17 protein-coding genes are annotated in these 19,461 nt (G+C 71.2%); 5 read left to right on the top strand and 12 right to left on the bottom strand.

Annotation, left to right across the window (positions count from 1 at the left end; genetic code table 11):
* Positions 1-537, bottom strand: coding sequence for a hypothetical protein (locus tag HNR19_RS05920; RefSeq protein ID WP_179667056.1), 537 nt, complete (start codon positions 535-537; stop codon positions 1-3).
* Positions 538-660: 123 nt separating this feature from the next.
* On the opposite strand from HNR19_RS05920, the gene HNR19_RS05915 reads away from it, so the two are divergent.
* Both HNR19_RS05915 and HNR19_RS05910 read left to right on the top strand, forming a co-directional pair.
* Positions 661-1,356 carry a LysM peptidoglycan-binding domain-containing protein gene (locus tag HNR19_RS05915; protein WP_218910163.1) on the top strand — a complete coding sequence of 232 codons (696 nt, stop codon included), beginning with the start codon at positions 661-663 and terminating at the stop codon, positions 1,354-1,356.
* Positions 1,353-1,853 carry an Rv3235 family protein gene (locus HNR19_RS05910; protein WP_179667055.1) on the top strand — a complete coding sequence of 167 codons (501 nt, stop codon included), beginning with the start codon at positions 1,353-1,355 and terminating at the stop codon, positions 1,851-1,853. Before HNR19_RS05915 ends, HNR19_RS05910 begins: the two co-directional genes overlap by 4 nt.
* Here HNR19_RS05910 and secA read toward each other — a convergent pair.
* Genes secA through HNR19_RS05890 form a run of 4 tightly spaced genes read right to left on the bottom strand, consistent with a single transcriptional unit; the run spans position 1,850 to position 7,316 of the window.
* Positions 1,850-4,729 (bottom strand): preprotein translocase subunit SecA, encoded by a 2,880-nt coding sequence (gene secA / locus HNR19_RS05905; RefSeq protein WP_179667054.1) that lies wholly within the window; start codon positions 4,727-4,729, stop codon positions 1,850-1,852. The two genes, HNR19_RS05910 and secA, sit on opposite strands and share 4 nt — an antisense overlap.
* Positions 4,730-4,759: 30 nt before the next feature.
* Positions 4,760-5,146 carry a DUF4233 domain-containing protein gene (locus HNR19_RS05900; protein ID WP_343047072.1) on the bottom strand — a complete coding sequence of 129 codons (387 nt, stop codon included), beginning with the start codon at positions 5,144-5,146 and terminating at the stop codon, positions 4,760-4,762.
* Entirely contained in the window at positions 5,143-6,489 is a 1,347-nt protein-coding gene (gene folC / locus HNR19_RS05895) for a bifunctional tetrahydrofolate synthase/dihydrofolate synthase (RefSeq protein WP_179667053.1), read from the bottom strand. The genes HNR19_RS05900 and folC overlap by 4 nt, the downstream gene beginning before the upstream one ends.
* Complete coding sequence (locus tag HNR19_RS05890) at positions 6,486-7,316, bottom strand: AraC family transcriptional regulator (protein ID WP_179667052.1); 831 nt, start codon at positions 7,314-7,316, stop codon at positions 6,486-6,488. Before HNR19_RS05890 ends, folC begins: the two co-directional genes overlap by 4 nt.
* A gap of 49 nt (positions 7,317-7,365) precedes the next feature.
* On the opposite strand from HNR19_RS05890, the gene HNR19_RS05885 reads away from it, so the two are divergent.
* Positions 7,366-7,794 carry a DUF2000 domain-containing protein gene (locus HNR19_RS05885; RefSeq protein ID WP_218910162.1) on the top strand — a complete coding sequence of 143 codons (429 nt, stop codon included), beginning with the start codon at positions 7,366-7,368 and terminating at the stop codon, positions 7,792-7,794.
* On the opposite strand, the gene HNR19_RS05880 is transcribed toward HNR19_RS05885, so the two are convergent.
* Complete coding sequence (locus HNR19_RS05880; protein ID WP_179667050.1) at positions 7,769-8,680, bottom strand: GNAT family N-acetyltransferase; 912 nt, start codon at positions 8,678-8,680, stop codon at positions 7,769-7,771. The genes HNR19_RS05885 and HNR19_RS05880 overlap by 26 nt on opposite strands.
* A 77-nt stretch (positions 8,681-8,757) precedes the next feature.
* Between HNR19_RS05880 and HNR19_RS05875 the strand changes: the two genes are divergently transcribed.
* On the top strand, positions 8,758-10,017 hold the full coding sequence (locus HNR19_RS05875; RefSeq protein ID WP_179667049.1) for an esterase-like activity of phytase family protein: 1,260 nt from the start codon (positions 8,758-8,760) through the stop codon (positions 10,015-10,017).
* A 26-nt stretch (positions 10,018-10,043) separates the two neighbouring features.
* Here HNR19_RS05875 and HNR19_RS05870 read toward each other — a convergent pair whose 3' ends face one another.
* The 6 genes from HNR19_RS05870 to HNR19_RS05845 all read right to left on the bottom strand — a co-directional run bounded on the left by HNR19_RS05870 (position 10,044) and on the right by HNR19_RS05845 (position 16,701).
* Positions 10,044-10,655 (bottom strand): LysE family translocator, encoded by a 612-nt coding sequence (locus tag HNR19_RS05870; RefSeq protein WP_179667048.1) that lies wholly within the window; start codon positions 10,653-10,655, stop codon positions 10,044-10,046.
* 11 nt (positions 10,656-10,666) lie between these two features.
* Positions 10,667-12,460 carry a methionine--tRNA ligase gene (gene metG / locus HNR19_RS05865; RefSeq protein ID WP_179667047.1) on the bottom strand — a complete coding sequence of 598 codons (1,794 nt, stop codon included), beginning with the start codon at positions 12,458-12,460 and terminating at the stop codon, positions 10,667-10,669.
* A 13-nt stretch (positions 12,461-12,473) separates the two neighbouring features.
* Complete coding sequence (locus HNR19_RS05860; protein WP_179667046.1) at positions 12,474-13,685, bottom strand: N-acetylmuramoyl-L-alanine amidase; 1,212 nt, start codon at positions 13,683-13,685, stop codon at positions 12,474-12,476.
* Between the two features lie 109 nt (positions 13,686-13,794).
* Positions 13,795-14,319 (bottom strand): TIGR03086 family metal-binding protein, encoded by a 525-nt coding sequence (locus tag HNR19_RS05855; protein ID WP_179667045.1) that lies wholly within the window; start codon positions 14,317-14,319, stop codon positions 13,795-13,797.
* Between the two features lie 22 nt (positions 14,320-14,341).
* A complete protein-coding gene (locus tag HNR19_RS05850; protein ID WP_179667044.1) occupies positions 14,342-14,995 on the bottom strand; it encodes a DsbA family oxidoreductase in 654 nt (217 codons plus the stop codon).
* A gap of 47 nt (positions 14,996-15,042) precedes the next feature.
* Entirely contained in the window at positions 15,043-16,701 is a 1,659-nt protein-coding gene (locus HNR19_RS05845; RefSeq protein ID WP_179667043.1) for a CHAP domain-containing protein, read from the bottom strand.
* Between the two features lie 188 nt (positions 16,702-16,889).
* Between HNR19_RS05845 and pepN the strand changes: the two genes are divergently transcribed.
* The gene (pepN, locus tag HNR19_RS05840; protein ID WP_179667042.1) at positions 16,890-19,460 is read left to right on the top strand and encodes an aminopeptidase N; all 2,571 of its coding nucleotides are present in this window, start codon (positions 16,890-16,892) and stop codon (positions 19,458-19,460) included.
* The last annotated feature ends 1 nt before the right edge of the window (position 19,461 follow it).

Raw genomic sequence — 19,461 nt, 5'->3', positions numbered from 1 at the left:
TCAGGCCCGTGACTGGGCCGCAGCCAACGCCGAGAACGCGACGAGAACCACACGGCGCTCCTCGCCCTCGGCCAGCTCGCAGAAGTCGGCGCCGATGCGGCGCAGCGTGCCCTCATGACGGCTGCCGTCGCGGAGGTGCAGCAGGCAGCGCTCGCCGGACTCGGAGATCCGGCGCAACGCGGACCCGAGCCCGAGACGCGTCAACGGGGACCATGCGACCTCCGGGATGGAACGGACCGACGCTCCTTGGACGGCCAGCACCCCGGCGAGGTTCACCACCCAGTCGTGCTCACCGGACGACATCAGCAGCCACGCCGCAGCCACCCGCTCGACGGTGCCGCTGAGCTGTCCGATGCCGTCGACCGTGAGCGTCACCTCGGTCCCGGTGGACGCCATCAGCCGGCTGGCGAGGGTGACCTGCTGGTACTCCGCGCGGCTCCGGTCGGCGATCTCGGCCTCCCGCTCCGCCGCGTAGAGCGCGCCGGCCTCGCCCTCCAGGTCGTCGAACAGCGCGAAGAGCTCGTCCTCCCATCCCATGCCGGTCAGCCAATCACGGTCCGCGCGGCCCGACGCCATCCGGGCCTGTGGAGGACCGATTGACTTCACGCCTCAATGGGCGTTGACTGACGCAAACGGACGCAAACGCAAGGATCTCTCGGGATGTACCACTCCTCGCGCTGGGCGCCGCGTGCTCGCGCAGCGACCCTCTGGACCGCGGTGACCGCCGCCGCGCTCGCCCTGGCGCGCCTTGCCGCGACCACGATCCCCGGCGCGCTGGGCCCCGCTCCGGAGCCGGCCTTCGCCGATCTCCTGGTCGCGGGCAGCGCCGCGGCGGCGGCGTTGGCGACCGGGTGGCTCTGGGTGATCACGACAGCGGTCGCGGTCGACGTGCTGCGGGCGGGCGCCGGAGCTGGAGCGGCAGCCGCCGTCGGTCCCGTACGCCGGGCCCTGCTCGCCGCCTGCGGGGTCGCCGTCCTCGTCGCCGCGCAGCCCGCAGCAGCTGACACCGGGCCGGACGCGCCGGCGCCGGCGGGCTCGCGCGGCGGGCACCCCCTCACGGGGCTGCCGCTGCCCGACCGGGCGACCGGTGGCGACGGCTCGCGGATCGAGGAACGCGACCGCTCGCGGGCTGCGCCGCACCTGACGGCGACCGTCCGGGTGCGGCCCGGCGACTCGCTGTGGGCGATCGCCCGCTCCGCACTGGGGCCCGACGCGACCACCGCCGAGGTCGCCGCGCACTGGCCCCGCCTCTATCGCGCCAACCGCCGCGTGATCGGCGACGACCCCGACCTCATCCACCCCGGCCAGCGGCTCGACGTACCGCCGCGCCCCACACCACCAGGAGGAACCTCATGACCATCGACGCCGAGGGCGACCGGACCCCGGTCCCGGTCGCCACCACCCAGGGCACGCTCGCGCTGGCGCTGCTCCCCCGCAGCGAGCCGCCGGGCCCCGTGACCCGGCCTCGCCCGCGCGGCGCGACCGTCGTGCCCATCGAGCGGCGCCTCCGGCACTCGATCGAGGAGTGGACGCGGCGCTACGCCCAGGCCAGCGTGGAGATCGTCGGCGGCGACCGGCCGGTCTCCCAGCTGCTGCGCTGGAGCTCCCCGGAGGTCTACGCCGACCTGCACCGCCGGGCGCTCCTGGTCGCCCGCGCGGGCGGCCACCAGCCGGGCCTCGGCCGCGTGCAGCAGGTGCGGCCCGTCGTGCACAGCGTGCACACCTGCTTCATCACCCACGACGTGGTCGAGGCCGGCGTCCACGTGCGCTACGGCGCGCGGTCCCGTGCGCTGGCCGCCCGCTTCGAGCGGGTTGACCAGCGCTGGATCTGTACGGCGCTCGACTTCTCCTAGGAGACGCGCGCGGTGGTGCCCGTCGGGCCGCCCGGAGCGCCGTGGCAGCGCTTGTACTTCTTGCCCGAGCCGCAGGGGCAGAGCTGGTTGCGGCCGATGTCGGCGAACTCGTCGTCCGTCTTGCTGGCAGTGGTGCCGGCGACGACCTCCTCGCCGGTCTCGTCCGGCGCCGAGTAGGACAGGTTCTGCGGGACCTTCGGCCGCTCGAGGCCCTTGGCCCGGATCTGCGGCATCGCGCCACCGGCCGGCGGCGGCTCGGCGAAGGCGCCGGCATGGACCGGACCGGCGTGCCGGGAGCCGTCGGCGTGGTAGTGGAACTCCCCCTCGTCCTCGAACTCCGCCTCGAACTCCTCGAGGTCGACGCCGGCCTCGCCGTCCTGCTCCACCTGGACCTCCAGGTTGAACAGGAAGCCGATCGTCTCCTCCTTGATGCCGTCCATCATCGCGGCGAACATGTCGTAGCCCTCGCGCTGGTACTCGACCAGCGGGTCGCGCTGCGAGTAGGCGCGCAGGTAGATGCCCTCGCGGAGGTAGTCCATCTCGTAGAGGTGCTCGCGCCACTTGCGGTCGAGCACGGAGAGCAGGACGCGGCGCTCGAGCTCGCGCATGACCTCCTCGCCGACCTCGGCCTCGCGGGCGTCGTAGGCGGCGTGCGCGTCGGCCTTGAGCTTCTCGATCAGCTCGTCCTTGTGGAGCGACGCGTGCGCGCCGGCGCCGTCGACGATGTCCTTGTGGTCGATGGAGACCGGCCAGAACTGCTTGAGGTCGGTCCACAGCTGGTCGAGGTCCCAGTCCTCGGAGAACTCGTCGAGCGAGCCGGACACGTAGCCGGTGACGACGTCGTCGAGGAAGGTGCGGATCTGCTCCTCGAGGTCGACGCCCTCGAGCACCTCGCGGCGCTCGCCGTAGATCACCTTGCGCTGGCGGTCCATGACGTCGTCGTACTTGAGGACGTTCTTGCGGGACTCGAAGTTCTGCGCCTCGACCTGGCCCTGGGCGTTGGCGATCGCGTTGGTGACCCGCTTGTTCTCGATCGGGACGTCGTCGGGGATCTTGAGCATCAGCAGGACCCGGTCGACCCAGTCGGACTTGAACAGCCGCATGAGCTCGTCCTGCAGCGACAGGTAGAAGCGGGACTCGCCCGGGTCGCCCTGACGGCCCGACCGGCCGCGCAGCTGGTTGTCGATGCGGCGCGACTCGTGGCGCTCGGTGCCGATGACGTACAGACCGCCGAGCTCCTTCACCTCGTCGTGCTCCTCGGCGACCTGCTTGCGCATCCGCTCGACCATCGCCGGCCAGGCGGCGTCGTAGTCCTCGGCAGTGTCGCCGCTGGGCTCGAGGCCCTGCTTGCGCAGCTCCTGGTCGGCGAGGAACTCGTAGGAGCCACCGAGCATGATGTCGGTGCCTCGACCTGCCATGTTGGTCGCGACGGTGACCGCGCCCTTGTGACCGGCGAGGGCGACGATCTTCGCCTCCTCCGCGTGGACCTTCGCGTTGAGGACGCTGTGGGCGACGCCGCGCTTCTTCAGCGCCTGCGAGAGGTACTCGGACTTCTCGACCGACACGGTGCCGACGAGGACCGGCTGGCCCTTCTCGTGGCGGGCGACGATGTCGTCGACGACGGCGTCGTACTTCGCCTCCTCGGTGCGGTAGACGAGGTCGGGCTGGTCCTTGCGGATCATCGGCTTGTTGGTCGGGATCGGGACCACGCCGAGCTTGTAGATCTTGTCGAACTCCGACGCCTCGGTCATGGCCGTGCCGGTCATGCCGGAGAGCTTCTCGTAGAGGCGGAAGTAGTTCTGGAGGGTGACGGTGGCGAGCGTCTGGTACTCCTCGCGGACCTTCACGCCCTCCTTGGCCTCGATCGCCTGGTGCAGGCCGTCGTTGTAGCGGCGACCCGCGAGCATGCGGCCGGTGTGCTCGTCGACGATGAGCACCTCGCCGTCCATGACGACGTACTCCTTGTCGTTGCGGAACAGCTCCTTGGCCTTGATCGAGTTGTGCAGGAACGAGATGAGCGGGGTGTTGGCCGACTCGTAGAGGTTCTCGATGCCGAGGTGGTCCTCGACCTTGGTGATGCCGGCCTCGAGGACGGAGATCGTGCGCTTCTTCTCGTCGACCTCGTAGTCGACGTCGCGGGTGAGCTTGGTGGCGATCTTGGCGAACTCGCCGTACCACTTCACCTCGTCCTGGGTGGGACCGCTGATGATGAGCGGCGTGCGCGCCTCGTCGATGAGGATCGAGTCGACCTCGTCGACGATCGCGAAGTTGTGACCGCGCTGGACGCACTCCTCGAGCGAGGAGGCCATGTTGTCGCGCAGGTAGTCGAAGCCGAGCTCGTTGTTGGTGCCGTAGGTGATGTCGCACGCGTAGGCCTCGCGGCGCGCCGCCGGGCGCATCTGCGGCAGGATCACGCCGACCTCGAGACCGAGGAAGTGGTGGATGCGGCCCATCATCTCGGACTGGAACTTGGCCAGGTAGTCGTTGACCGTGACGACGTGCACGCCCTTGCCCTCGAGGGCGTTGAGGTACGCCGGCAGCGTCGACACGAGGGTCTTGCCCTCACCGGTCTTCATCTCGGCGATGTTGCCGAGGTGGAGCGCGGCGCCACCCATGATCTGCACGTCGTAGTGACGCTGGCCGAGCACGCGCTTGGCGGCCTCACGCACCGTGGCGAACGCCTCGGGCATGATGTCGTCGAGGGTCTCGCCATCAGCGAGGCGCTTGCGGAACTCGTCGGTCATCCCCCGCAGCTCGTCGTCGGACATCGCGACGAAGTCGTCCTCGATCGCGTTGACGGCCTTGGCGATGGCTTCGAGCTGGCGAAGGATCTTTCCCTCGCCGATGCGGAGCAGCTTGTCGATGATGACGGGCACCCCGTCACTCTACCGACGCCGGGCTAGGCGTCAGATTCGCGGCGGCTCATCCTCAGCAGACTCTTGGTTTCGGGCGTGCTCGGCGTACGACGCAGCGCGCTCGCGCTCGATCTTGCGGCCCAGCCAGTAGGCCGTGCCCCAGAGAAGAGCGAAGATCGGCCCGAGCACGAACATGAAGGGCACGACGACGCCGAGCGCGATCGCCGCCACCTGGATCAGGTGGCCCAACCCGTACGCCCACTCGGCCCGGAGCAGGCCGGCGGTCAGGATGCAGAGCAGCGCCAGGCCGAGCCCGATCGGGAGGGCGGTGCCGGGCTCGACGTCGGCGATGGTGATCATCACCGGCGTCGTCAGCCCGAGCGTGATCGCCTCGAGCGTGAGGATCGCCGCGCACATCGACCGCCGGGCGTTGTTCACTTGGGCCCGCCCAGCAGCACGCGGGCCTCGCCGACCGTGACCACCGAGCCCGTGACCAGCACCGCGCCCGAGGACAGCGAGTCGCCGCTGTCGGCCTCGGCCAGCGCGGCCGCCTCCGTGATCGCGTCGATCAGGCGCGGCACCACGGTGACCCGCTCCTCGCCGAAGACCTCGCGGGCGGTCACGGCGAGCTCCTCGGCCGGCATCGCCCGCTCGGTGGCGTTCTGGGTGATCACCACGTGGGTGAGGTGCGGCTCGAACGCCGCGAGCATGCCCTCGTGGTCCTTGTCGGCCATCACCCCGATCACGCCGACGAGCGGGTCGAACCGGAACGAGTCCTCGAGCGCGGCCGCGGTGGCCTCGGCGCCCGCCGGGTTGTGCGCCGCGTCGAGGACGATCGTCGGGCTGCGCCGGACGACCTCGAGCCGGCCGGGCGAGGTGACCTGGGCGAAGGCCTCGCGGACGATGTCGTCACCGATCGGGTGCTCGACGAGCGCCTCCACCGCGGCGAGCGCGAGCGCGGCGTTCTGCGCCTGGTGGGCGCCGTAGAGCGGGAGGAAGACCTCGTCGTAGCGGCCGCGCAGGCCCTGGAGGCTCACCGACTGGCCGCCGACCGCGGGCACCCGGTCGATGACCCCGAACTCCATGCCCTCCCGGGCCACGGTCGCGCCGACCTCGGCGGCCCGGCGGAGGATGACCTCGGCCGCCTCCACGGGCTGCTGGGCCACGATCGCCGTGGCACCCGCCTTGATGATCCCGGCCTTCTCCTCCGCGATCGCTGCTGGCGTGGGCCCGAGGTAGTTGGCGTGGTCAACGGCGATGGGCGTGATCACTGCGACGTCGGCGTCGATGACGTTGGTCGCATCCCAGGAGCCGCCCATCCCGACCTCGACGACCGCGACGTCGATCGGGGCGTCCGCGAACGCGGCGTACGCCATCCCGACGACGGTCTCGAAGAACGACAGGGGGTGCGCCTCGGACTCGTCGACGAGGTGGGTGTACGGCGCGACGTCGTTGAACGCGCGCACGAAGGCCTCGTCGTCGAGCGGCTCGCCGTCGATGCTGATCCGCTCGCTCATCTTCTCGACGTGCGGGCTGGTGAACCGCCCGGTGCGCAGGTCGAGGGAGCGCAGCAGGGTGTCGACCATCCGCGCCGTCGACGTCTTCCCGTTGGTGCCGGTGAGGTGGATCGAGCGGTAGGCCCGCTGCGGGTCGCCGAGCAGCTCGGTGAACGCGAGGATCCGGTCCAGCGACGGCTCCAGCCGGGTCTCGGGCCAGCGCGACAGGAGCGCGTCCTCGGCCTCGGCGAACGTCTGGGCGGGGCGCGCGGCTGACTCACTCATGGCGGCCCGAGTCTACGGCGCACCGCGCATCTGCCCGACGCGGCGTACGCGCCCGGGGTCACGCCGATCAACCGCCGGAAGTGCCGGGTCAGGTGGGACTGGTCGTAGAAGCCGACGCCGACCGCCACCTCGGCGACGGGCTCCCCCGCCAGCAGCCGGCGGCGGGCCCGGTCGAGGCGCAGCCCGGTCAGGTAGCGGTGCGGCGCGACCCCCATCTCGCGACGGAAGGCGCGGACCAGGTGCGTGGGGTGGGCGCCGAGCGTCGCGGCGGCCTCCTCGAGGGTGATCCCGTCGACGACGTGGGCGTCGAGGAGGTCGCGCAGCCGGCGGGCGAGTCCGGGTGCCCGCGGCTCTGGGGCGACCGGGTCGACGCCCGCCAGGTGGCGGGACAGGCGGTCGGTGACGAGCGCCAGCCTGCTCTCCGCCTCGAGCTCGTCTCCGGGTCGCGAGAGCACCCGGTGCACGCGGTCGAGCTCGGCGCGGAGCACGGGGTCGCCCCAGTCGGGCCGGTCGACCGCCCGGCCGGTGCGGGCCGGGTCGATCCGGTCGGCGTCGAGGTAGAGCACCCGCTTGCGGAAGCCGTCGCCGGCTACCGAGCGGCCGTCGTGGGCGACGCCCGGCGGGAGCAGCGTCACCAGCGTGCTGCCGGTCGCGTGCTCGTGCCGTTCGAGGTCGTAGCGGACCGTGCCGGCATCGACCATGAGCACGGTCCAGGTGTCGTGGACGTGCATCGGGTAGGCGTGCCGGGGGAAGTGCGCGTGCAGCACCTCCGCGACGCCGGGCACGTCGGGACGCCAGGCGCGGATCGAGGGCGGGGGCCCGTCCATGTCAGGAACGTACAAGACGCGGCCCGCCCGGCGCCCGACGATCGTGCGCATGAGCGACATCCTGGTCCCCCCGTTCGACGCCAAGATCGCGATCGTCGTCCGCGACGACCTCGAGGTGTGGCAGCGGCTGAACGTCACCGCCTTCCTGGCGAGCGGGATCGCCGCCGAGCACCCCCAGCTCGTGGGCGAGCCCTACGCGGACGCCGACGGGACGGCGTACCTCCGGCTGCTCGGGATGCCGGTCCTCGTCTTCGAGGGTTCGAAGGAGAGCATCGGCGCGGCGCGGGAGCGTGCCGTGCGCCGGACCTTGCCGACCGCGGTCTACACCTCCGACATGTTCCGCACCGGCCACGACGAGGCCAACCGTGAGGTGGTGCGCGCGGTGCCGGGCGCCGACCTCGACCTGGTGGGGCTCGCCGTCTTCGGCCCGAAGAACGCGGTGGACAAGACGCTCAAGGGGTGCGCGCTGCACCGGTGAGCCGGAGCTCGACGGTGTCGACGACGGCGCGGTAGCCGAGCCGTTGGTAGAGCTCGTTCGACACCGGGTTGGCCTGGTCGGTGAACAGGATGACCCGGTGCCCGAGGTCGCGCAGCAGCGCCGAGACGGCGGCCACCGCGGCGCCGCCGTACCCGCGACCGCGGTGCTCCTTCGGCGTGAAGACCGGGCCGACGCGGGCGACGCCGAACGCCGGTGGGTTGGCTCCGGTCAGGTGCAGCGGCCGGTCGGCGTGGTCGACCCAGAACCAGTAGGTGCCGTCGTCGATCTTGCGGTGGACGTCGTCGAGCGTGAAGCTCTCGGGGTCGTGGCCGGTGCCGGGCGCGCGGCCGGCCTGCTCGTCGGCGTCGAGCAGGAACTGGCGGGTCCAGGCCAGCGCGAGGTCGGCCTCCTCCCGCCGCACGCTGCGCAGGTGACCCGGCGGCGGCTCGGGCGCGAGCAGCTCGCCGAGCTCGAACAGCCTCGTGTGCATGCCGACCTCGACCGCGCTGCCCGAGTGGTCGGCGATGCGGGCCATCAGCACGTCGGCAGCCGGGCGGGAGCCGTTGACGCCACCGACCTCCTCGCCGCGGTCGAGGAGAGCGTCGGCGAGCGCCGTCGCGGCGCCGTCCGGCATCGACAGCACGTAGGGCGGGTACGGCGCGAACGGCGCGGTGCGCATCGCGACGCCGACGATGCCCGTGTCGTCGGCGACGGTCGCGAACCAGCAGTACGGCGCCCCGGACCAGGAGTCGGGGTGGGCTGCCTTCCGCTGTGCCACGGTCGCGATCACGGTCGCCTGCACGGGGTCGGCGACGAGCGCGTCGGACGCCTCCGCCAGGAACGCCGCAGGGTCGTCGAAGAACGTCACCTCGAAGCCGTTGCCCATGAGTGAACCCTTCCAGCAGAACCGATGTTCACCAAGCGATTAGTTCGGCGTCACCGGCGAGCGATGGGGTGTCCCCCATGCGCAAGAGCATCGGGCTCGCCGCGATCGCGGCCCTCGCCCTCCCCGTGACCCTCTCCACCTCCGACGCCGTCGCCAAGCCGACGCAGCCCGACCCCGCCGAGGCGACCCTCGTCGGCTGGTCGGCGCTTCCCACCGAGACCTACGTGCCCGGGAGCGCCCCGAGCGGGCACTGGACCACCGGCAACGCCAGCGTGCGGGCGCCGTACCCGGGCCAGCCGGTGCAGGGCTTCTCCGGCACCCACGCGCTGCCCGACGGCACGTTCCTGGTGATGAGCGACAACGGCTTCGGCTCGAAGGCCAACAGCGCCGACTTCGAGCTCGCCGTCCACCGGATCGCTCCCGGCGGCGAGTCCGGGGAGACCACCTACCTGGGGCGCGAGTTCAACCTCAGCGACCCCGAGGGCCACGTCCCGTGGCCCATCTGGCGCGACGGCGGCTGTGACGCCGCGGCGTCGCTCCCCGCGGGCTACACCTGCCCCGAGTCCGACCGGATCCTCACCGGCTGGGACTTCGACCCGGAGTCGATGCAGGTCGCGGCCGACGGCACGTTCTGGTTCGGCGAGGAGTTCGGCCCCTTCCTCCTGCACACCAACGACGAGGGCGAGCTGCTCGAGGCGCCGATCGCGACGCCCGGCGTGCAGTCGCCGTCCAACCCGACCCTCGCGGGCGCGACGCCCAACCTGCCGAACTCCAAGGGCTACGAGGGCATGGCGATCGCCCCCAACGGCAAGGTGCTCTACCCGATGCTCGAGGGCGCCACGACCGACGACGTCGCAGCCGGCCTCGCCAGCGACCTGCGCATCTACAAGGTCGTCAACGGCCGCTTCACCGACACGGTGCTGCGCTACCGGATGGAGTCCCCGGCCCACGCCCTCGGCGACTTCATCATGATCAACGCCCACCAGGCGCTGGTCATCGAGCGCGACAGCCTCCAGGGAGACGCCGCGAGGTTCAAGCGGGTCTACCTCGCCGACCTCGGCGACGACGACGGCGACGGCTACGTCGAGAAGACGCTGCTCGTCGACCTGATGGACGTGCGCAACCCCGAGGGTCTCGGCGGGTTCGGGGAGACGTTCACGTTCCCCTACTTCACCATCGAGGACGTCGAGATCCTCGACGCCGACACCATCGTGGTGATGAACGACAACAACTTCCCCGCCACCGGTGGTCGCGGCGCGACCGTGCCGGACGTCAACGAGTACCTCGAGATCGACCTGTCGGCGCCGCTCAAGGTCAGCCCGAAGCTGCTGCCCTGATCAGCCGACCCGCCGGTCGGCCCGCCTCACCGCGACTCGAAGGCGAGCCGGCCGGCCAGCAGGGCGAACGTCGCGGCGAAGACGCGGCGCATCCAGTCGAGGACCCGCGGCCGCATCAGCACGTGGTCCCGTACGGCGGCCGCGGCGGCGCCGTACGCGGCGAAGACGAGGAACGTCAGCGCCATGAAGACCGCGCTCAGCGCGAGCATGGTCGGCACCGCGTCGCCGCCGGCGGGCACGAACTGCGGCAGGAACGCGAAGAAGAAGATCGTCAGCTTCGGGTTGAGCAGGTTGAGCGTGATGCCGGCGCCGATCACCTTCCAGAAGGACGGCCGCTCCGCGGATCCCTCCTCCACCGAGAGCGCACCCCGGTCGCGCCAGGTCGCCCACGCCATGTAGAGCAGGTAGGCGACACCGGCGTACTTCACGACCGCGAAGGCGACGCCGCTCGCGTGGAGCAGCGCGGCGAGCCCGGTGATCGCCGCCACCAGGTGCGGCACCGTGCCCAGCGTGCAGGCGAACGCCGCGAGGATGCTCGCGCGCGTGCCGCGGGTGAGGCCGGCAGCGATCGTGTAGAGCGCGCCGGTGCCCGGCGTGGCGACGATGACCAGCGACGTGAGCAGGAACGCGAGCGTCATGCCAGCGCAGGCTACCCGCCCAGCCGAGCCAGCTCCTCCTCCACGACCGACGGGTCCAGCTTGGTGAACACCGGAGTGGGCTTGCCGACCTTCGTGCCCGGCTCGACCGGGTGGCGGCGCCACTCGGGGAAGTCGGAGTACTCCCCCGTGATGATCGGGTACGGCGCGCCGCCGTCGAGGTCGTCGACCTCCTCGACGCGCGGCATCGGCGCGAGGTCGCCCGAGCCGCCCAGTGCCTCGTCGACCGCGTTGGCCGAGAACGGGAGGAACGGCGAGAGCACCAGGTTGAGGTCGGCGACGCACTGCGCGGCGACGTGCAGGATCGTGCCCAGCCGCTCCCGCTGGTCGTCGGCCTTCAGCTTCCAGGGCTCGTGGTCGGAGACGTACTTGTTGACCTCGCCGACGGCCCGCATGGCCTCGCCGATCGCCTGCTTGAACCGCCGGCGGCCGATCAGGTCGCCGACGGTGTCGAACGCGGCCTCCGTCGAGGCGAGCACGGCCTCGTCCTCGGGGGTCAGCGCGCCCGCAGCCGGGATCTCGCCGAAGTTCTTGTGGATCAGGCTGGCGGTGCGGTTGACCAGGTTGCCCCAGCCCGCGACGAGCTCGTCGTTGGTGCGCCGCACGAACTCGGCCCAGGTGAAGTCGCTGTCCTGGTTCTCCGGCCCGGCGGCCGCTACGAAGTAGCGGAACGCGTCCACCTGGTAGCGCGAGACGAGGTCGCGGACGTAGATCACGACCTTCTTGGAGGACGAGAACTTCTTGCCCTCCATCGTGAGGTACTCCGAGCTGACGACCTCGGTCGGGAGGTTGAGCTCGCCGTAGCCGCGCGGGCTGCCGCCCTTGTCGCCCTTGCCGTTGTAGGCGAGCAGCTCGGCCGGCCAGATCTGGGAGTGGAACGTGATGTTGTCCTTGCCCATGAAGTAGTAGGACAGCGCCTCCGGGTCGGTCCACCAGTCGCGCCACCGCTCCGGGTCACCGATCCGCCGCGCCCACTCGATGGTGGCGGACAGGTAGCCGATGACCGCGTCGAACCAGACGTAGAGCTTCTTCGTGGGGTTCTCGCGCCATCCGTCGAGCGGGATCGTGATGCCCCAGTCGATGTCGCGCGTCATCGCCCGTGGGCGGATCTCCTCGAGGATGTTCTTGGAGAACCGGATGACGTTGGGCCGCCACGAGCCGTCGGCCTCGCGACCGTCGAGCCACTCGCTGAGCGCCTCGGCGAGCGCAGGCAGGTCGAGGAAGAAGTGTTGGGTCTCGACGAACTCCGGCACCTCGCCGTTGATGCGCGAGCGCGGGTCCTTCAGGTCCTGCGGGTCGAGCTGGTTGCCGCAGTTGTCGCACTGGTCGCCCCGCGCGCCGTCGTAGCCGCAGATCGGGCAGGTGCCCTCGATGTAGCGGTCGGGCAGCGTGCGACCGGTCGACGGGCTGATGGCGCCGTAGGTCGTCTGCTCGAGGAAGTAGCCGTTCTCGTAGACGCCGTGGAACAGCTCCTGCACCACGGCCTCGTGGTTGCGCGTGGTGGTGCGCGTGTAGAGGTCGTAGGTCATGCCGAGGGCCGCGAAGTCCTCGACGATCAGCCGGTGGTTCTTGTCGGCGAGCTCCTGCGGCGACAGGCCGGCCTCGTCGGCGGCGATGAGGATCGGCGTCCCGTGCTCGTCAGAGCCGGACGCCATGACGACGTCGTGCCCCGCCATCCGCATGTACCGACTGAAGACGTCGGCGGGCACGTACACCCCGGCCACGTGGCCGATGTGACGCGGGCCGTTGGCGTACGGCCAGGCGGTGAAGGAGAGGACTCGACTCATGGCCGAATCCTATTCAGCCCTCGTTGAACCGCCGGATCCGCGTGTGCACCCAGCGCCGGATGCGCGGCAGCTCGGCGTAGAGGTGCTTGCCGGGGCACGCCGTGTCGTTGGTGTCGCGGTGCCCGTCGATCACCGGGAGCCACACGGTCTCTCCCGGGGCGTAGTTGTCACTGCCCTGGGACTTGCGCTTGATCGTGTCGCGCGGGCGCAGGTCGTAGGCGTCGACGCGCCACGCCGCCAGCTGCACGATCGCGCGGACGATCTTGTCGTTGGGCCGCTTGACCTCGAAGTTGCCGATCACCGCGACGCCCATCGAGCGATGGTTGAACCCGAGCGTGTGGGCGCCCTTGACGAGCTTGCGGCCGCTGTCCTTGCGGCCGATCCAGATGCGGCCGAACCGGTCGACGAGGAAGTTGTAGCCGAGGTCGGACCAGCCCAGGCCCTTGGTGTGGTAGCGGTACATGCCACGGATCAGGCCCGGCACGTCGCTGCGCGCATAGCTGTTGCTGTTGACCGTGTGGTGGAGGTGGACCTGCTCGAGGTCGCGGTTGACCACCTGGGTGCCGTCGCGCAGCTTCGGGTTCGCGCCCCAGGCCCTGCGCGTCAGCAGACGCGGCTTCGGCGTGCGGTCGCGGTCGCCCGTGGCGGTCCGCGCGACGGTGTCGTCACGCTCCGCCTCGGGTACGGCGACCGCGTCCTCCGCGCGGCGGCCCGGGTCGATCAGCATCAGCACGGGCTGCTGGGCCCAGCCGGTCACCTCGACCTGGAGGGCCTCCGCCCGCCCGACCCACATCGGCTCGGTGCCGCCGCGTGCCCGCCGGCCCTCTGCGGACCCGGTGTCCGGGCCGTCGTGCATCCGCGCGACGGACTCCCAGTCGCTCCACCCGCCCGCGGCGCGGCGTACCCGCACCCGGACGTGGCCCGTGCCCGACGCCCAGGTGACGCCGAGCATCGAGAAGCCGGTGGTCTCGATGACGGCGGTGCGGACGGTGCCCGCGGAGCGGGTCACCCCGGCGTGCTCGGCGAGCGGCAGCTCGGCGGCGCTGACGACGGAGCCGGCGTCACGCCGGAGCCTGACCCGGCCGCCGGACCCCGGCGGTGTGGCGCCCGCCGGCGCGGGCGGGACCGCGGCGGCGACAGCGGGCACGGCGACGGCGCCGGCGATCAGGCGCGCGAGTCGTCGGCGGGACAGCGCAGGCGGGAGCAATGAGTCCGAGATACTCATGGACATCGAGCATGCGCCATCGGAGCAGCCTCGCCGGTTATCTGCGACCGCGTGTTCCCAACTGCCTCACTAGTCACACAAGTCCCACAAGTCACAGGTCACACCGGTCTCACAGCTCCCGGCCCGCGAAGGCCGCCAGCTCCTCGTAGGGACCCGCGCCCGGCGGCGCCGGACGTTCGGCGTCGAACACCTCGCCGCGCATCTCGGGCTTGAGGCTGGCCCGGAGGAAGTCGACCGCGACCCGGGCCACCTCCGGGTCGAGCTCACCGATGGGGCGGCCGAGCGCGGTGGCCAGGTCCCACGTGTGCACGGCGAGCTCCGCGACCTGCATCCCGGCCGGGACCGGCGGGTCACCGTCGAGCTCGTGCCAGTGGTGCGCCAGGTCGTCGGCGTGCGTCCGGAACTCGCCGCCCCATCCCTCGCTCAGCTCGGGCGGGGGCGCGGACCAGTCGGGCTGCTCGCCGCGCATCATCGTCAGGAAGTTGCCGGGCGTCGCCACCAGGTGGGCCGCCAGCGCCCCGACGTTCCAGTCGGTGCAGGGCGTCGGGGCGTCGACGTTGTCGGCGTGGACGTGGTCGAGCACGTCACCCGCCTGGTCGAGAGCATTCACGAGGACCGGCACCAGGGCGTCCATGCCCCCACCGTAGGACGGCGGCTCAGCTGAAGTCGAGGTCTCCGGTCCGCGTGCGCTTCAGCTCGAAGAAGTACGGGAACGACGCGACGGAGACGCAGCCGTCCCACAGCCGGCCGGCCTCCTCGCCGCGCGGGATCCTGGTCAGGACCGGCCCGAAGAACGCGGTGCCGTTGACGGCGATCGTCGGCGTGCCGACGTCGTCGCCGACCTGGTCCATCCCCTCATGGTGGGAGCGGGCGACGGCCTCGTCGTACGACCCGTCGTCCATCGCGTCGACCAGCTCCGGCTCGAGACCGACCTCCTCGAGCACCTCCGCGATCAGCGCCCGGCCGCGGTCCTGCTGCTCGTGCAGCTTGCGGCCCTCGATGTGGATGCGCTGCCCGAACGCGTCGTACATCGGTCGCAGCACCTTGTCGCCGTGCTTCTCGGCGGCGGCGATCAGGACGCGGACCGGGCCCCAGGCGGGCGCGAGCATCGCGCGGTAGTCGTCAGGGATGTCCCGGTCCTGGTTGAGGTAGGCCAGGCTCATCACGTGCCAGTCGACCTCGATGTCGCGGACCTTCTCGACCTCGAGCAGCCAGCGCGAGGTGATCCACGCGAACGGACAGAGGGGGTCGAACCACAGGTCGGCCCTGTTGTTGCCGGTCTCCCGAGCGAGTGCGACGTCAGCAGTCATGTACGTCGCAACCCGCTACCTGCCGACGCGCATTCCCTCCGCGCCGACTACCTGAGGACGCGGACGCTCGTCGTCGCCCGGGCAGCCTCGACCGTCGGCGTCCCGTCGTAGCGAACCCAGACGGTACGGCGGCCGGGCGCCAGGTCGTCCAGGACGACCCGCGCGCGCCCGGCGACCAGCTGGACGGTGCGGGTCTCCTTGGCGACCGTGATCGTCACGCGGCCGTCCACGGCCTCCAGCCCGGGAGCCGTGACGCGCACCCGCACGACCGCGCGGCCACGTCGACCGACCGCGTCGACCGTGGCGGCGGCCCGCGTCGTCACGATGCCCTCGGGCCCCAGGCGAACCGTGCGGGTCGCGTAGTTGCGTCGGGTCAGCGTCACCTGCGCCCGCAGCCGGGCGCCGAGGTCGGCGCCGGTGACCTCGTACGTCGTGCCCGTCGCCCCGGCGATCGGCACGCCGTCGCGCAGCCACTGGTAGGCGGGAGCCGCGTCCGTCGGCCGGTAGGAACCGGGGGTGAGGATCAGCTGCTCGCCCACCTGCGGAGACCCGCTGACGGCGTACTCCTGGTCGAGCTCGATGGCGCCGACGACGACCGGTCCCGCCGGGGCGGAGCGGACGGGCGCGTTCTTGTAGCCCTCGCGGCGCGCGGCGGTGGTCGCCTGGATCGACTTGCCGACCATGGCCTTCGTGAGCGTCAGGGTCGGCCCGTCGGCGCCTTCGAGGATCTCGCCGTCGACGAGCCACCGGTAGACGGTCGTCTGCGGGGCCGGCGACCAGGTGGCCGGTACGGCGCGCAGCGTCTCGTCGACCATCGGCTGCCCCTCGATCGTCGTCGGCTGCTCGACGGCGAACTCACCTGCGGTCACCCGGGCCGTCGGCGCCGACAGCGCCGTCGTGGGGTCGAAGTCCGGCTTGCGGGCGGTGACAGACACCCGGATGTTGGTACCGCGCTGGGCGGCCGTCGGCGTGAACGTCTGCTGGGTGGCTCCGGCGATCTCGACGCCGTCGGCGAGCCACTGGTACTGGAACGTCTCCGCGGACGGCTTCCAGTTGCCGGTCGACGCGCGCAGCTGGGCGCCCACCTGGGGCGTGCCGAAGATGGTCGGGGCGACCTCGTTGGTCATCGCCTTGTCGACGAAGTGGATGAACCCGCTCGGCCACCTGCCGCTGTCGCGGGTAATGCGGCGCCAGTGGAAGTCACCGCTCCAGCTGTCCTCGGAGATGACGATCTCGTCAGCGGACACGACCTTCTCGACGTAGGCCACGTGGCCGCTGGAGCCGATGCCGCCCTCGTAGCGGTCCCACCAGGCGATCGCCCCGACCGCCGGGCGACGGTCGGTGATGTCCGCCATGGCGTGGCCCCAGTTGTAGGCCATGCCGCTCCCGCTCCACGGGCGCTCCTCGGACATCCCCGCCTTGATCATCCGGTACGCCGCGTAGTTGGTGCAGTTGTGCCCGGAGTACATCCGCCAGTACATGCGGCCGCTGCGCGAGCCGTAGCCCGCGTCGGAGTAGCCGGCGTCGCGACACCCGGCGTAGCCGGTGCAGAGGTAGGACGAGCCCATCGCGGCGGGCCGCGAACGGAGGGTCTCACCGCGGTCGGGTGGCTGGTGCGCGATCCCGGTGACCACGAGCAGGGTCGCCATCAGGGCGCTGGACAGCAGCGCGCATCCGTAACCGAGCAGTCGACTCCCCCGGGGCATGGCCAACACCCTGAACCACAACGGGTCCCATTCGCAACAAAAACCCCAAGAAACCCATGCGTCACCGGCGTGTCGCGCTTGACTTTCCGAAGTTACACGTCTGTAGTTCGCCGTCGCGCTCATCCGGAAGGACGAATCCGCTGCCGCCGGTGTCTGACAATCCCCACCCCGGTGACAGGATGATCGGCATGCCCGGAACCAACCTGACCCGCGACGAGGCCACCGCCCGCGCCGCGCTCATCGACGTCACCTCCTACACCGTCGACCTCGACCTCACCCTGGCCGAGCAGGACGGTGTCGAGACGTTCGGCTCGACCACCACGATCGCGTTCACCTGCCGCGAGCCGGCGGCCGAGACCTTCGCCGACCTGGTCGACGCCACCGTCCACGAGGTGACCCTGAACGGGGTCGCCCTCGACCCGGCCGAGGTGTACGCCGACAGCCGCCTCACCCTGACGGGGCTCCAGGCCGACAACACCCTCGTCGTGCGGGCCGACTGCACCTACTCCCACACCGGCGAGGGCCTCCACCACTTCGTCGACCCCGCCGACGGGAGGGTCTACCTCTACTCCCAGTTCGAGGTCCCCGACGCCCGCCGGGTCTTCACGACATTCGAGCAGCCCGACCTCAAGGCGCCGTTCACGTTCAACGTCACCGCGCCCGCCCACTGGAAGGTCGTGTCCAACTCGCCGACGCCGGAGCCGGTGCCGGGCGACAGCGGGTTCGCCACCTGGCACTTCGCGCCCACCAAGCCGATGTCGACGTACATCACGGCGATCGTCGCCGGCGACTACTACGAGGTGCAGGACGTCTACGAGGGCGCGCACGGCGTCATCCCGATCGGCCACTTCTCCCGGCAGTCGCTGAAGGACCAGCTCGACGCCGAGCGCGAGGAGCTGGTCAGCCTCACCCGGCAGAGCTTCGAGTTCTTCGAGCGGGAGTTCGGCTTCCCCTACCCGTTCGGGAAGTACGACCAGCTCTACGTGCCGGAGTACAACATGGCCGGGATGGAGAACGCCGGCACGGTCACCATCCGTGACGAGTACCTCCCGCGGTCGCGCCAGCCGCGCTCGTTCTACGAGTTCCGTTGCTCGGTGATCACCCACGAGATGGCCCACATGTGGTTCGGCGACCTGGTGACCATGAAGTGGTGGGACGACCTCTGGCTCAACGAGTCGTTCGCCGAGTGGGCCTGCTACTGGGCGCAGGTCGAGGCCACGCCGTACAAGGAGGCGTGGACCGGCTTCACCAACGCCCGCAAGCAGACCGGCTACCGGGCCGACGCGCTGCCGAGCACCCACCCGATCGCCACCGACATGGTCGACCTGCACGCGGTCGAGGTGAACTTCGACATGATCACCTACGCCAAGGGCGCGTCGGTGCTCAAGCAGCTGGTCGCCTGGGTTGGGCTCCAGCCGTTCCTCGCCGGTCTCCGGCAGTACTTCCAGGACCACGCCTACGCCAACACCGAGTTCACCGACCTGCTCAGCGCGCTCGAGAAGTCGTCGGGCCGTGAGCTGAGCGGGTGGGCCCAGGAGTGGCTCCAGACCGCCGGCACCAACACGCTGGCACCGGCCTTCGAGGTCGGCGCCGACGGCGCCTACACGTCGTTCGCGGTCACCCAGTCCGCCCCGGCCGACCACCCGACGCTGCGCCGCCACCGGCTCGGCATCGGCCTCTACAACACCAACGCCGAGGGACGTCTCGTGCGCGACGACTACGTCGAGGTCGACGTCGAGGGCGAGCGCACCGAGATCGCCGAGCTGGTCGGGAAGACCCAGCCCGACCTGTTGCTGCTCAACGACGGCGACCTCACCTTCGCCAAGATCCGTCTCGACCCCGCCTCGCTGGCGACGGCGGTCGCCGGGCTGTCCACCATGGACGACTCCCTCGCCCGCGCCCTGATCTGGGGTGCCGCGTGGGACATGACGCGCGACGCCGAGATGCGCGCCACCGACTTCGTCGAGCTCGTGCTGGGCAACATCGGCGCGGAGACCGACTCGTGGGGCGTCAGCCGGATCCCGGTCTACGCCGCCCAGGCGGTCACGGTCTACAGCGCGCCCGCGGGCCGCGCCGCCCTCGCCGGCCAGTGGGAGCGGGGGCTGCGCAAGCTCCTCGAGAACGCCGAGCCCGGCACCGACCACCAGCTGACGTTCGCCCGGTCCTACGCCGCCGCCGCGCACTCCGACGACGCGGCTGCCGACCTCGAGGCGCTCCTCGACGGCACGCTCTCGTTCGAGGGCCTGTCGGTCGACAGCGAGCTGCGGTGGGCGCTGGTCAACAACCTCGCCCGTCTCGGCCGCGCCGACGACGCGCGGATCGACGCCGAGCTCGAGCGGGACAACACGATCACCGGCAAGGAGCACGCGGCGGCCGCACGGGCCGCGATGCCGACCGCTGCGGCGAAGGACCGGGCCTGGCAGCAGGCGATGCTCGATCCCTCGACGCCCAACGAGACCGCGCGCAGCGTCGTGAACTCGTTCATGCGGGCCGGCCAGGAGGAGGTGCTGGCGCCGTACGTCGACCGCTACCTCGCCGACACCGCTGGAGCCATCGACCGGCTCGGGTTCCACCGCGCCTCGGTGGCGCTGGAATTCATCTTCCCCCGGGTCCTCGCCACCGAGGAGACCCTCGCGAAGGTGGACGACTGGCTCGAGAACCACTCCGCGGGCGTCGACCCCGGGGCGCTGCGCTACGTGCGCGAGGGCCGAGCCGACATCGCCAGGTCACTGGCCGCGCAGGCCAAGGACGCGGAGTAGC

Source organism: Nocardioides thalensis (genome assembly GCF_013410655.1).
Lineage (GTDB): Bacteria > Actinomycetota > Actinomycetes > Propionibacteriales > Nocardioidaceae > Nocardioides > Nocardioides thalensis.
This window is presented reverse-complemented; position numbering and strand designations above follow the sequence as displayed.

Bases quoted from the DNA above. Each gene is read 5' to 3' on its own strand.
- HNR19_RS05875 (WP_179667049.1), top strand. From the start codon at position 8,758: ATGCGCAAGAGCATCGGGCTCGCCGCGATCGCGGCCCTCGCCCTCCCC.
- HNR19_RS05885 (WP_218910162.1), top strand. From the start codon at position 7,366: ATGAGCGACATCCTGGTCCCCCCGTTCGACGCCAAGATCGCGATCGTC.
- HNR19_RS05890 (WP_179667052.1), bottom strand. From the start codon at position 7,316: ATGGACGGGCCCCCGCCCTCGATCCGCGCCTGGCGTCCCGACGTGCCC.
- HNR19_RS05845 (WP_179667043.1), bottom strand. From the start codon at position 16,701: ATGCCCCGGGGGAGTCGACTGCTCGGTTACGGATGCGCGCTGCTGTCC.
- HNR19_RS05860 (WP_179667046.1), bottom strand. From the start codon at position 13,685: ATGAGTATCTCGGACTCATTGCTCCCGCCTGCGCTGTCCCGCCGACGA.
- HNR19_RS05915 (WP_218910163.1), top strand. From the start codon at position 661: ATGTACCACTCCTCGCGCTGGGCGCCGCGTGCTCGCGCAGCGACCCTC.
- HNR19_RS05880 (WP_179667050.1), bottom strand. From the start codon at position 8,680: ATGGGCAACGGCTTCGAGGTGACGTTCTTCGACGACCCTGCGGCGTTC.
- HNR19_RS05870 (WP_179667048.1), bottom strand. From the start codon at position 10,655: ATGACGCTCGCGTTCCTGCTCACGTCGCTGGTCATCGTCGCCACGCCG.
- HNR19_RS05855 (WP_179667045.1), bottom strand. From the start codon at position 14,319: ATGGACGCCCTGGTGCCGGTCCTCGTGAATGCTCTCGACCAGGCGGGT.
- folC (WP_179667053.1), bottom strand. From the start codon at position 6,489: ATGAGTGAGTCAGCCGCGCGCCCCGCCCAGACGTTCGCCGAGGCCGAG.
- HNR19_RS05920 (WP_179667056.1), bottom strand. From the start codon at position 537: ATGGGATGGGAGGACGAGCTCTTCGCGCTGTTCGACGACCTGGAGGGC.
- HNR19_RS05910 (WP_179667055.1), top strand. From the start codon at position 1,353: ATGACCATCGACGCCGAGGGCGACCGGACCCCGGTCCCGGTCGCCACC.
- HNR19_RS05850 (WP_179667044.1), bottom strand. From the start codon at position 14,995: ATGACTGCTGACGTCGCACTCGCTCGGGAGACCGGCAACAACAGGGCC.
- pepN (WP_179667042.1), top strand. From the start codon at position 16,890: ATGCCCGGAACCAACCTGACCCGCGACGAGGCCACCGCCCGCGCCGCG.
- metG (WP_179667047.1), bottom strand. From the start codon at position 12,460: ATGAGTCGAGTCCTCTCCTTCACCGCCTGGCCGTACGCCAACGGCCCG.